Annotated in this window: 9 protein-coding genes and 1 pseudogene; 3 read left to right on the top strand and 7 right to left on the bottom strand. The window is 46.1% G+C overall.

All coding sequences use genetic code 11. From position 1 onward, the window contains the following. Positions 1 to 18 precede the first annotated feature (18 nt). Complete coding sequence (clpB, locus tag GCU85_RS05530) at positions 19 to 2,610, bottom strand: ATP-dependent chaperone ClpB (RefSeq protein WP_152810183.1); 2,592 nt, start codon at positions 2,608 to 2,610, stop codon at positions 19 to 21. A 443-nt stretch (positions 2,611 to 3,053) separates the two neighbouring features. On the opposite strand from clpB, the gene GCU85_RS05535 reads away from it, so the two are divergent. Beyond that, a complete protein-coding gene (locus GCU85_RS05535; RefSeq protein ID WP_328592797.1) occupies positions 3,054 to 3,479 on the top strand; it encodes an RHS repeat domain-containing protein in 426 nt (141 codons plus the stop codon). Between the two features lie 467 nt (positions 3,480 to 3,946). Then, positions 3,947 to 4,354: a hypothetical protein gene (locus GCU85_RS05540; protein WP_152810185.1), complete on the top strand. Its 408-nt coding sequence runs from the start codon at positions 3,947 to 3,949 to the stop codon at positions 4,352 to 4,354. Positions 4,355 to 4,373: 19 nt separating this feature from the next. On the opposite strand, the gene GCU85_RS05545 is transcribed toward GCU85_RS05540, so the two are convergent. The 6 genes from GCU85_RS05545 to GCU85_RS05570 form a co-directional block, all read right to left on the bottom strand. Beyond that, positions 4,374 to 6,053, bottom strand: a complete 1,680-nt coding sequence (locus GCU85_RS05545; protein WP_152810186.1) for an ABC transporter permease — start codon at positions 6,051 to 6,053, stop codon at positions 4,374 to 4,376. A 237-nt stretch (positions 6,054 to 6,290) separates the two neighbouring features. Then, on the bottom strand, positions 6,291 to 7,307 hold the full coding sequence (locus GCU85_RS05550; protein ID WP_152810187.1) for an extracellular solute-binding protein: 1,017 nt from the start codon (positions 7,305 to 7,307) through the stop codon (positions 6,291 to 6,293). A 194-nt stretch (positions 7,308 to 7,501) separates the two neighbouring features. Further along, complete coding sequence (locus GCU85_RS05555) at positions 7,502 to 8,239, bottom strand: peptidase (RefSeq protein ID WP_152810188.1); 738 nt, start codon at positions 8,237 to 8,239, stop codon at positions 7,502 to 7,504. A gap of 153 nt (positions 8,240 to 8,392) precedes the next feature. Further along, positions 8,393 to 9,181: a transglutaminase family protein gene (locus tag GCU85_RS05560; RefSeq protein ID WP_218110563.1), complete on the bottom strand. Its 789-nt coding sequence runs from the start codon at positions 9,179 to 9,181 to the stop codon at positions 8,393 to 8,395. Between the two features lie 10 nt (positions 9,182 to 9,191). After that, positions 9,192 to 9,890, bottom strand: coding sequence for an alpha-E domain-containing protein (locus tag GCU85_RS05565; RefSeq protein ID WP_152810190.1), 699 nt, complete (start codon positions 9,888 to 9,890; stop codon positions 9,192 to 9,194). A gap of 1 nt (position 9,891) precedes the next feature. Then, positions 9,892 to 11,346, bottom strand: a complete 1,455-nt coding sequence (locus GCU85_RS05570; RefSeq protein WP_152810191.1) for a circularly permuted type 2 ATP-grasp protein — start codon at positions 11,344 to 11,346, stop codon at positions 9,892 to 9,894. A gap of 413 nt (positions 11,347 to 11,759) precedes the next feature. Here GCU85_RS05570 and GCU85_RS05575 point away from each other — a divergent pair. Continuing rightward, positions 11,760 to 12,910, top strand: a pseudogene (locus GCU85_RS05575) (hypothetical protein); the annotation flags it as partial.

Consider the following 12,910-nt stretch of genomic DNA (forward strand, 5'->3'; position numbering starts at 1 on the left):
GTTGCCCGTGGCAGCGGATTAGTTGGCTTTGTTAAGTACCAATGCATGGTCATCCATGTCAATCGCAATATGGTCATCAGGGGCAAATTGACCACTGAGTAACGCAGTTGCGAGTGGGTTTTCTAGCTCACGCTGCATGGCGCGTTTTAGCGGCCTTGCGCCAAAGATAGGGTCGTAGCCCACCTCTGTGATAAACGTCAATGCGGCATCGGTAATGCTGAGTTGGATGTGTTTTTCGGCTACGCGCTTTGCCAGTTTATCAAATTGTAACTGGGCAATTTGACGAATTGCGGCTTGGTTGAGCGGATTAAATACCACCATCTCATCAATACGGTTGATAAACTCGGGCCTAAAGTGCGATCCAGCAATGGTGCTGATGGTTTGCACGATGGTTTCGTTGGGTTGACCTGCTTCGGTCATTTCTTGGATTTGTTGCGAGCCCAAGTTAGAGGTCATAATAATGACGGTATTGGTAAAATCAACGACACGGCCTTGGCTATCGGTCAGTCGTCCATCGTCTAATACTTGCAGGAGTACATTAAAGACTTCGGGGTGTGCTTTTTCAACCTCGTCAAATAAGACAACAGAGTATGGTTTGCGGCGCACGGCTTCGGTTAGCATGCCGCCTTCGTTATAGCCGACATAGCCTGGTGGTGCGCCGATAAGCCGCGCCACCGAGTGGGACTCCATATACTCTGACATGTCGATTCGCACCATTAAATCCTCGGAGTCGAATAAAAACTGCGAGAGCGCTTTGCTCAATTCTGTTTTACCAACCCCCGTGGGCCCCATGAACAGAAAAGAACCAATCGGTTTGCCACCATCTGATAGCCCTGCCCGCGAACGACGAATGGTATTTGCAACCGCTGTCACTGCTTCATCTTGGCCGATGACGCGTTCGTGTAGATGTGCTTCAAGCTGCAGTAGTTTTTCTTTTTCAGTTTCTAGCATTTTAGACATAGGGATGCCTGTCCAGCGCGACACGACATCAGCGATTTCGTTGTCTGTGACTTCGTTGCGCAATAACTGAAAGTCTTTTTTATCGCCCATGTTCTCGGCTTGGTCGAGCTGGGTTTGTAATTCGGGCAGCTTGCCATACTGTAACTCGGCGACTTTGTTTAGGTCACCTTTGCGCCGCGCGGCTTCGATTTGGAATTTAACTTGGTCGATTTTTTCACGGATGTGCGCGGATCCCATGACGGTGTTTTTTTCGCTCATCCAGATTTCTTCTAGGTCAGCGTATGCCTTTTCCAGCTCAGCAATTTCGGCCTGAATATCGGCTAAGTGCTGTTTTGAGATTTTATCATCATCATTTTTGAGCGATACGGCTTCGATTTTGAGCTGAATAATCTTGCGGTCGATTCGATCCAGTGGTTCTGGCTTAGAGTCTAGCTCCATGCGAATTCGCGCAGCGGCTTCGTCGATTAAATCAATCGCTTTGTCAGGCAAAAAACGATTGGTAATATAGCGATGCGATAAGGTTGCCGCCGCAATTAACGCAGGGTCTGTGATATTGAGGCCGTGATGAACCTCGTATTTTTCCTGTAATCCACGCAAGATGGCGATAGTGGATTCAACACTGGGTTCATCAACGAGGACTTGTTGGAATCGACGCTCTAGTGCGGCGTCTTTTTCAATGTATTCACGGTATTCATCCAGCGTTGTCGCGCCAAAACATTGTAACGTGCCGCGTGATAAGGCGGGTTTTAACATGTTGCCAGCGTCCATTGATCCTTCGGTTTTGCCCGCGCCAACCAAATTATGGATTTCATCAATAAAGAGAATGACTTTGCCTTCGGCTTTTTCGATATCCTTGAGGACGGCTTTGAGGCGCTCTTCAAAATCCCCTCGGTATTTTGCGCCCGCCATTAACGCGGCCAAATCTAGCGAATAAACGCGTTTGTCTTTGAGGCTGTCAGGGACTTCGCCCGCGACGATGCGTTGGGCAAGCCCTTCGACAATGGCCGTTTTGCCCACACCAGGTTCGCCGATGAGTACGGGGTTGTTTTTGCGACGGCGTTGGAGGATTTGTACCGCACGACGAATTTCTTCATCACGCCCGATGATAGGATCGAGCTGACCTTTTTCCGCCTGTTCGGTTAAATCAATGGCGTATTTTTTTAGTGCATCGCGGTTGCTTTCGGCGTTGGGGTCGTTAATGGTTTCACCGCCACGCGCGTCATCAATGGTTCGCGCCAGTGCGGTTTCGTTAATACCTGCGGCTTTGACGATTTTGGCGAGCAGATCTTTGCCGCTACTGACCAGCGCGAGCAAAAATAATTCGCTAGAAATATAACTATCCCCGCGTTTTGTCGCCAATTTATCCATGATATTGAATAATCTGCCTAGTTCTTGTGAAATGTGGACTTCGCCGTCGTTAGCGCCGCTGACTTTGGGGGCGGCATCGACCAAGTCTTTGACGTCGGCTTGTAATTTGCCGATTTGCACGCCTAACTTGGTCAGTAATGGCTTGATTGAATCATTGTCATTGGTGAGCATGGCATACAGCAAATGCGCTGGCTCAATGTATTGATTATCATTGGCAAGCGCCATCGATTGCGCATCAGAAAGCGCAATTTGTAAGCGGGAAGTAAATTTGTCAATTCGCATGATGCGTTCTCCTGTAAATATTTAACATAACCTGTATATGGGGCAGAACGTTTGGATTTTCAAGCACCAATCCATTGGTCAAAATCGACAAAGCAGGGAGCGCGAATAATCCCACCCTAAAATACAGCTATTACCAAAATGACCATCCCCAGCAATAACCAATTTTACACCACAACTACTCACCGACAAATCCGCGAATGTCGCCCCGTAAATGTTATCTATCAGGGCTTTTATCAGGCCCCAGCGTGTTAATTTTGACATACAAATCACCACCGAGACGGTGGAAAACCCGTTGCGTTTCCTGGGTCAAAAAACGGCAGGAGCACGTTTTGAATCGCGGCGGATTACGGCGTAAGCCAACGCGAGTCCGCAGTGCGCATTTGCCTTAGCAAGCGCACAAGGATAAAGCCCACGGATGGGTTTTATAGGTTCATGACGAAGAAATTAACCTTTACCAAAACTACCACAGAGATTATAATCCTAACCTAGGTCGCTACTTGCAAACCGACCCGATCGGGTTAGCAGGTGGCATTAATACGTATGGGTATGCAGGGCAAAGTCCGTTGGTGTTTATGGATGAATTGGGGTTGCAATCTGCTTCGTTTAGACCTAGACCGCCTAGAAATCCCATTCCTGATTTGGATAATCTTGATATCCCAACGCCAGAATGTCCTTCAGGTGGTTTTATTATGCCGTGCATACCCAAACACTACTGTTATGTCATGGTTTGTATAAATCGCAAGTGCTGGGATTTGCAGTGCCCTACAGGGGATGATTGTCAGTATAGGCGTGAATTTTTTTGGGTAAAAACTTTATCTAAAGATATTCCTAGTAATTGTATATGTAAAAGAGGAGGGTATGAAGGGTGATGTTTGCCATTTCTGTTTATCGTTTAATTATTTTAGCATTTGTTTTATTTTTATTTGCAAATATGGTTTTTTATCATCCAATTATTCATAAGGATGAAGAATACTCGTTATTTGTTTATTATGTTGTTAATTTTTTGCTAATTTTTTCTGCCTGTTTGTTATGGTTTATACCTAAAACTATTCTAGGTATAAATCAAAAAAGTGAGACAAATGACCAGTCATGCACTATCGGTCCAAACCACCTGGTTTTTATAACTGGATTATTCTTCTTTTTATATAGCCTACCGTACCTATTAGACTTTATAATGTTAATTCTATTTTATGATTCGTTTGAGTTAACTCAGAATAAATTGTTAATCTTTAGACAAATAAGTTTAACTTTTTTTTCGGTGGTGATTTCTTTAGTAGTGATGCGCTATTCAAAAAAAATTAGCAAAATTTTCATGAAGTAAAACGGTCAAACTCGCTTGATTCAAGCCAATCCCCCGACCTTGGATAACGAGACGTATTCGTATGACAAGGTGGGTAATCGCTTAAGCGAATTACTGGGCGACACCAATACGGGCAAGAATACGAATACTGGACAGTGGCAATACAACGCCCGTGACCAGCTGATTAGCACACCGCTTAACAATTTCCAATACGACACCCAATGCATTATCAATAGTGAGACCAGTCAGTTGGTCGATACGGCGAATAATGGTAATCGTATCCAATCGACGACCAACGGTGTGCTGACTAACTACGTCTATAACGCCAACGATTGGTTACTGAGTGCAGGCAGTGTTGCCTATACCTACGATGCTAGTGGTAATACCCTTACCGAGACCGATGGCGGACAGGTAACCACGTATCGTTACGATGGACTAGGATGATGCGTTGCAATGGCTCGTGTTAGCGCCCCATGATTTGTCGGTTAAGCAGCATAATTGGAATGAGGCCTGCAATAACAATGAGTAGGGCGGCGGGCGCCGTTTCGGCGAGGAGTCCATCGGAGGCGTATTGAAAAACCTGCGTGGCAAGTGTTTCATAATTAAAGGGGCGCAGGATTAGCGTGGCGGGGAGTTCTTTCATGCAATCGACAAATACAATCAGCATGGCGGTTAAGATGCCTTTGTTAATGAGGGGTAGATGGATGGTGCGGATGAGTTCGCTGTTGCTGCTGCCCAGTGTTTTTGCCGAGTAGTCCATGTTGCGCGTGACTTTTTCCAAACTGCTGTGTAGTGTGCCCTGAGCAATCGCCATAAAGCGAATGCTATAGGCGGCAACTAAAATAATCACGCTACCGCTCAACACCAAGCCGACGGACTGGTCGAATAGTGTGCGAGTGGCTTGGTTGATGAGTTTATCGATGGCAGCAAAAGGCACCATAATACCCAGCGCCAACACCGCGCCAGGCATGGCATAACCGAGGTTGGCAATCAGCGAACAGATTTTGATAAACGGCGTACCAACGAGGCGACGCGAGTAATTAATCAATAGGGCGATAAAAGTGACCACGGCAGCAGCCGTCAATGACAACGAGACCGAATGCCACGCAGGAAGCCATAGGTTATTGTGGGTTAATTGTTCAAAATAGCGAACGACAAAAAACACCAATCGGCTGGTCGGGATTAAAAAGCCAATGGTTACGGGGATCAGGCATAGCATAAACAGCGCTGCAGAGAGGGTTTTGTGGCAGGTTTTGCGTTTTTGTGTGTGATTATGGTGTTTTTGAAATAGCGCCTGTTTGCTGCGCGAGCCTTGTTCGGCGATGACCAAAAAAACGATAAAGCTGAGCATGACCAAGGCAATTTGCGAGGCAGCCTCGATGTTATCGCGGCCTAGCCAATAATCATAAATGCCTTGTGAAAAGGTTTGCAATGCAAAATGATGCACCGCGCCGTAGTCGTTTAACACTTCCATCAAAATCAGCATAAGCCCAACAATAATCGCAGGCCGTGCGAGCGGCAGATTGACATGGAAAAATATCGCCCATTTGGATCGACCTAACACGCGCGCACTGTCATTAAAGTGGCTGGACTGTTCCAAAAAAGCCGTGCGCGCCAATAAATAGATGTAAGGATAAAGGACAAACGAAAACGTGACAATGGCGCTGCCCATAGAGCGGACTTCAAAAAACGGGTAGTCTTGGGCGCTTTGAAAATCAAAGGTTTGGCGTATCCATTTTTGCACAGGGCCTGCGTATTCGAGCAAATCTGTGTAAACAAATGCGAGCAAATAAGTCGGTACGGCCAGCGGTAAAACGAGCATCCATTCTAGCCATCGGCGGCCGATAAAATCATATTTTGCGACAGCATAGGCGGTTGTAATACCAATCACTAGGCTAAGTAATGCCACACCAGACATCAGCTGTAATGAGGTTTTGCTGTAGTGGCCTAAGTTGTGTTGCCACAGGTGTAGCCAAATATTGTCGGGGGTGGCAAAGGCTTTACCAAAAATCGTCATCAACGGAATGATAACCATTAATGCAACCAACAACGAAATGACGTACCACGGCCAACGATAAGACAAGTGTCCAATCGCGAATCGTTTGGCTGGCCTGCTGGATGGGTGGTAGATTTCGATAGTCAAGGCAGTTTTAGTGCTCAGTAGGGGGGCGAATAGGATCAAGTAGCGATTAAATAGGAATGCGAATAATTTGCATTATGCCGCAGTCTGGCCCCTATTATAACGAATAACGCGGCATGGACAAGTGTATTTGTCTATGCCGCGAGGTGAGTGGGGTTTATTTTGTGTGCATTGTATTAATGCAATTTCATGCAATTTTATGCAATTCCTTTATTAATTAATGACTAGATTAACTGTTTTTTAATCGTCGAAGCCGACTTCATCAATGAGATTGAGCGCTTGCTCACGTAAGTCATAGAGCTTAGACATCTCTAGTGAATCGGTTTTGTAATCCCCCCAAGATGCAACCAAATCAGACAATTGGGCGTCGGCCTTTAATGGGTACTCAAAGTTGGCTTCTGCATACATTTGCTGGGCGGTGTCTTCGGTTAAGAACTCAATGAGTTTCATTGCATTGTCTTTGTTCGGGGCGCTTTTGATGAGGACAACGCCTGAAACATTAGCGTGTGCGCCACGATCGTCTTGGTTCGGGAAGGTGATGTTAATGGTATCGACCCAGTCTTTTTGGTCTGCTTTTTCTAGCATTGCGCCAATATAATAGTTATTGAGTACGGCAATATCACAAACCCCTTCTGCAATGGCTTGCACCTGACCACGGTCATTGCTTTGTGGTTTTCTGGCGAGGTTATTTTTGACGCCTTGTAACCAAGTTTTTGTCTCTGCTTCGCCATGGGCAGCAATCATTGAAGCAATTAATGAAATGTTATAGATGTTTTTTGCGCTGCGGATACAGATTTTGCCTTGGTATTGGGGGTCGGCTAAGTCTTCGTAGGTTTTTGGTGCATCAGCGAGTGGCATGCGCTCTTTGGATGTGGCAATGATACGAACCCGTTTGCTGAGTCCCACCCAGGCATTATCTTCACCAATAAATTGTGCTGGAATATTGGCGGCAACGACATCGCTGATGATGGGTTGTGCTAAATCATGCTTTTTAGACGCTGATGCCAATCGCGCGACGTCAACGGTTAGTACTAAATCCACAGGTGATAGGTCGCCTTCGGTTTTGATGCGTTCAAAGATGCCCTCTTTGGCGAAAACAACGTTGGTTTTGATACCCGTTTCTTGGGTAAATCGCTCCAAAAAAGGCTCGATTAAAAAGGGCTGTCGGTACGAATAGATATTCACTTCGTTTGCGCTAGCGGTGTTGGCTGCTGCGATAAGGGCAAGTGATGCGCCAATGAGACTTTTTTTCAACATAAATGACTCCGTTGTGTTCGAATGTAAAAAAGGCTACTTAAAAAGGGTTAAGCAGTAAGCTAGATTGTTTAAATCTAAATGCTAATTATTATCATTTAGATTTAAATGTCAAGTCAGCTTGTCATTTTGTTTGGTTTTTTTATTTTCCTTGCTTTGCTTTGTCTTGTCTTGTCTTGTATTATCTTGCTTTGCGGTTAGGTGTAGTAGTCAGATGGCGGATGGTCGAGGTTATCGAGTAAACCCAATAACCCGTCTGACCAAGTTTGTCTCACCTGATTTAAATATACGCTGTCGGTATCTAGGCGAACACCTGTCGGTTGCGCGAGGGAGTCGTTTTGATAGACGAGGAGATCAATGGGGTAGCCTACCGATAGGTTGGAGCGAATCGTCGCATCAAACGAGACCAATAGCGCGTGGATGGCCTTATCAATGGTGTTGTCGTAGTTAATGACGCGATCTAGAATGGGTTTGCCATATTTGCTTTCGCCAATCTGCAAAAAAGGCGTGTCGCGTGTTGCATGCAGGCAGTTGCCGTCACCATAGACAAGGAATAATTCGGGCGCTTCGCCAGCAATTTGCCCGCCGATTAAAAATGAACTGGTGAAATTATTGCCTGTATGCACGGCACGACGTTCGCTTTCTTTGGCGACGTTGGTCGCATGTTCACCAATCAAATTGGCAATGTCAAATAGTGTGTTTTGACGGTAAATGCTACGTTCGTTGTCTTCGTTAATATCGTTGTTAATAAGACTAATAACGGCTTGTGAAGTCGCTAAATTCCCCGCCGTCTGAATGGTGAAAAAACAGTGGCCCTGTTGACCAAAGGTAAAGAGTTTTTTAAACGTAGAAATGTGGTCAATTCCAGCGTTTGTCCTTGTGTCACTGGCAAAAACGATGCCTGTTTTTAGCCTAATGGCTGCGCAATATGTCATGATTAAGTCACTGTTAAAGTTGGTTAATTGAAATGTTGGTACTGTATTGATTAGCTTGGTGAGTGGGGTTTTTGTACGGTAGTCATGCAGGGGCGGTACCTTTGTTATAGGCGACTTTTATCGCCTGCCACTGCTATCTGCTATTGCTACCTGCTACTGTTGTTCGTTCATCACACTCACGGCATAGTTCATCTTTTCTTGGCCGCCGCCTACACGGACGCCGCGAATCGGTGCGCCATCATTATAGTCTAAACCGATGGCAAGTTGAATATGTTGTGATGGGGTAAATAACCGATTACTGGTGTCAAAGACATACCAATCACCATTTAAATAGACTTCTGCCCACGCGTGGGTGGCGGCATGGTCAATGTCATCGGTGAATAAATAACCTGAGACGTAGCGCGCGGGCAATTGAAAATGCCGTGCGCAGGCCAAAAAAATATGCGTATGGTCTTGGCAGACGCCGCGCTGTAAATCGAATGCTTCGTCCGCTGTGGTCATCACGTGTGTTTCACCCGGTGCATAAACGACATGGTCTAATAGTGCGTGACTAAAATCAATTAAGCGGTGTTGCGTAATGGGGTGACTAAAATAAGGCGAGGCAAAAGCCAGCATCGCATCAGAGCATCGGGTTAACGGTGTTTGTTTTAAAAAGAGCCCAGCGGGATTACGCTCGTCTTTGATGTGTGTTAGCCCGTAAATGAGGTCAACTTCACCGTCGACAGAAAACCGCAGGGTTTGATGTGGTTCGTGTACGTTAATGATTGTGCAAAAATTACCATAGCCGTCAAAAAATTCATTGCCGATGTTGGGGACGCTGAGTTGCCACTTGTTGATGATTTGCCCTGCGGTTGTTTGTGGGGTTAATCTAAGCAGCTGAATACTATGCTGTGCCGTCGATTCGTAGGTATATTGGGTTTCGTGATGGATAAATAGGTTCATGGTGGTCTGGTTATAGTCGCTGGTCAAATACGTGATAAAATTGCGTGAGCCAATCGGTGAATGCGACGTGGTCTTGGGTAAAGACCAGGGCTTGTGCAGGCAGTTTGAGTGTGTTCCAAGCAGGATAATCAGGCAGCGATGTGGCAGCGACTGCGAATTGACGGAAATGCGCGCTGATTGCGTCGTTGATGCGAAGATGCTCATCTAATTGCTCAATGCTGAAACCGAGCGACCAAAAGGCGGCGACGGTTGTTTCTTGGGCGCGCATGGCTTGACAGCAAGCATGCAGTTGCAGGCAAGCAGCCCGAAGGCTATCATCATTTTTAAGGGATTTGGCATCGTTGAATAACTGGTACGCATCGCGGTCGATTACGCCTCGTACCGTTTGCACATTGTCATTGATATGATTAAATAGCGCAGGTAAAATGACGGTATTCAACTGTCTTGCTAAGTGTTCGGTGCGGGTCTGTTCGTCTGTGTTTTCGTGCAAAGCTTGGCTATTGATGCCCATTAACGCCAGGTAGGTTTCGGCGGATACGGGTGGTGTGTTCGTGGCGACGACAATATTTGTGCCAGTACCCGTGTTAGTTTCCGTGCTAGTCTTTGCGCTAGTATTCACAATAGCTGTGCGCTGTTGTATCGTAATGGTTCGATACATATAACGACCCAGCCAACACAAATCGCCTGCGGTAGATAAGGGTAGTATCATGTTATTCTCCTTGGCCTACTGAGTTTGCTGAGTTTTCTTGCGTGACCCAGGTGTCTTTTACCCCGCCGCCTTGCGAAGAGTTAACGACCAGCGAGCCGTCACGAAGCGCAACACGGGTTAGTCCGCCTGCAGAGAGGCGAATCTTGTCAGGACTTGACAATACAAAGGGGCGCAGATCAATATGGCGCGGGGCGATACCCTCTTCAGTGCAGGTTGGGCAAGTCGATAACGCCAACGTCGGCTGGGCAATAAAGGCTGCGGGATCGGCTAAAATACGGGCGCGGTAAGCGGCGATTTCTGCTTTGCTAGACTTGGGGCCGATGAGCATGCCATAGCCACCAGAGCCTTGCGCTTCTTTGACAACCAGCGTGTCCAAATGTGCTAAAACATAATCTAAATCCGCTTTGTCTCGGCACAACCAGGTGGGTACGTTGTGCAATATCGGCTGCTCGCCTAAGTAAAATTTGATCATCTCGTTGACATAAGGGTAAATGGACTTGTCATCAGCAACGCCTGTGCCAGGTGCATTGGCAATAATGACCTGCCCACTTCGATAGGCCGCCATCAACCCAGGCACACCGAGAACAGAGTTTGGATTCATGACCAGCGGGTCTAGAAAGTCGTCATCGATACGCCGATAAATGATGTCAACTCGTTTGGGGCCGCTGGTTGTGCGCAAATAAACCCCGTTGTTTTCGACATATAAATCATAGCCATGAACCAGTGGTACACCCATTTCTCTGGCCAAAAACGTGTGTTCATAATAAGCACTGTTGTAGCGCCCAGGGGTTAATACGACAATAAAGGGGTCGTCGATTTGGCTATTCTCAACCAAGCAAGATTTGAGTAAACTAGGATAGTTGTCAACAGGTAGGACTTTGTTTTTGTCCAGCGTATCGCCTAATAGCCGCTGGCTAATCAGGCGGCCTTCAATCATATAAGAGACACCAGAGGGTGTTCTGAGGTTATCTTCTAGTACATAGTATTCGCCATCATTGTCGCGAATTAAGTCAATACCACTGACATGCGCATAAATCGCCGTTGGTAAATCTAAATTCATCATCCAAGGTTGGTAACACGGGTTCTGCAAAACGACGGCTTCAGGGATTAAGTTAGCTCGAATAATGTCGCGCTTGTGGTATATGTCGTAGAGAAAAGCATTAAGCGCGCGTATGCGCTGGGTGCAACCGTTTTGCAACATATTCCATTCACGGCTAGCAATGATACGAGGGATAATATCAAAGGGGATAATGCGTTCGGTTTGTTGAGACTCACCATAGACGGTAAAGCTAACACCCTTGCGATAAAATAACGCCAGTGCTTTTTGGTTGAGCGCAATTAATTCGTGCGTTCGTTTTTGCGTTAACCAATTTGCTAGCGTTTGGTAGGCTGGTCTGATTTGTCCATCCGCGCTGTGCATCTCATCAAAGATAGAGGTGGCATTATCGTTGAGCATGAATAAGTGTTCCTAGTGTTTGCTTAATTGGTTGATGGGGTGCTTTTAATTTTTTCAGGGTAGGGTTTCGGTAGTCTCAGTGACGTCTCAGTGACGTCTTAGTGGTGAGTTATCCTGCTAACCATACAAACGGATTATAGTACCAATTGGTCGGCGTTGGCAATTAAATCTAGTTATTTATTATATCGGATATCAAAGGTAGTGATAACAAATGCAGTTTGAGTGGTTCAATTGATTGGGGTTTTTTATGCGGTATCTGGTTGTCATGTTAAGCTAAATCAATTAATTAAACTTGTTGAATAATTGCTTTGAATAAGACTATTTCTTACTTATAATGTGCTTTTTGTTGTAGTCTGTGATTGAAAAGCAATAAATTATTGGTTATACTTTAGTTAAATAACATGGAGTCCTCGATGAAACTTACTACCTTTAGTCTCGGTCCTCAAGCGAGATTTTCCGCCATTTCGCTGGCGATTCTTTTAGCATTAGGTGTTTCCCACAGCGTGCGCGCTCAAGTAGGTGTGGGGACTTTTTCGCCACAAGCGACACTAGATGTCGTCGGTGAGCCAGCCAGTGCGGGTGTTGCTGATGGCGTCATTGTGCCACGTATTACGGGCGATCAGTTGGCGGCCAAAACAGCGTATGGTGCGCCACAAAATAGTGCGTTAGTTTATGTGGAGGCAGCGGCATCTGCACCCGCAGGCACAACAATTAATGTAGTTGCACCTGGGTTTTATTATTGGGATGCCGCCGCTAATGTTTGGGTAGGAATCACGACGACTTCAAACGGTAAAGATCTGATGGCGACAGATGCCTCGATTTTAGTGACCAACGGCTTGGGTGCAACCATCGTTGATGCTGGTATACAAGTTGCCGACAAAGGCATCACGCCTGACAAAATTGAAAATGGCGCGCCTAACCAAGTGCTAAGCACCAATGCAGCAGGTGATGCCGTAGAATGGAAAACGATTATCGAGACGTTAACCACACTAGGGCTTAACGCGGACAATACCAATTTAGACTATACTGATGAAGCGGGTGTCACCAACCAAATTAACCTAACTGACGCAGTCAAAAATCTAGAGACTTTGACTACGCTTGTAGATAATGCGAACGGCACATTGACGTATACCGATGAGGCGGGGACGGCTTTTGTTATTGATAAAGCCAATTTGACTGATAATGGTGATGGTTCGTATACCTTTACAAATAACGATGGGTCAGATGTTACCTTTTCAGTGGGTGGCGTGGCTGATATCACCGATGATAACACGGCCCTTAATATTAACCCCATTGCGACGATAACCAAGTCGGATGGCACGGTTGTGTTATTAAAAGAGACGGTTACAACCATCGTCGATAACGGCGATGGGACATTTACCTATACCAATGAACTGGGTAATCCCATTAGTATCAGTATAGACGACGCGGACGCGGATGCGACGAACGAGTTAAACACGGGGTTTGCGATTAACGGCACGGACTTAGAGCTAACGGATGCGGGTGGCACGCTGGCGGTACCGTTGTCGGCGATAGGCAGTGACGATCAGGATTTAACGGGCGC

Origin of the sequence: Ostreibacterium oceani (genome assembly GCF_009362845.1) — a bacterium.
Taxonomy (GTDB): domain Bacteria; phylum Pseudomonadota; class Gammaproteobacteria; order Cardiobacteriales; family Ostreibacteriaceae; genus Ostreibacterium; species Ostreibacterium oceani.

Bases quoted from the DNA above. Each gene is read 5' to 3' on its own strand.
- GCU85_RS05555 (WP_152810188.1), bottom strand. From the start codon at position 8,239: ATGACATATTGCGCAGCCATTAGGCTAAAAACAGGCATCGTTTTTGCC.
- GCU85_RS05570 (WP_152810191.1), bottom strand. From the start codon at position 11,346: ATGCTCAACGATAATGCCACCTCTATCTTTGATGAGATGCACAGCGCG.
- GCU85_RS05550 (WP_152810187.1), bottom strand. From the start codon at position 7,307: ATGTTGAAAAAAAGTCTCATTGGCGCATCACTTGCCCTTATCGCAGCA.
- GCU85_RS05560 (WP_218110563.1), bottom strand. From the start codon at position 9,181: ATGAACCTATTTATCCATCACGAAACCCAATATACCTACGAATCGACG.
- clpB (WP_152810183.1), bottom strand. From the start codon at position 2,610: ATGCGAATTGACAAATTTACTTCCCGCTTACAAATTGCGCTTTCTGAT.
- GCU85_RS05565 (WP_152810190.1), bottom strand. From the start codon at position 9,890: ATGATACTACCCTTATCTACCGCAGGCGATTTGTGTTGGCTGGGTCGT.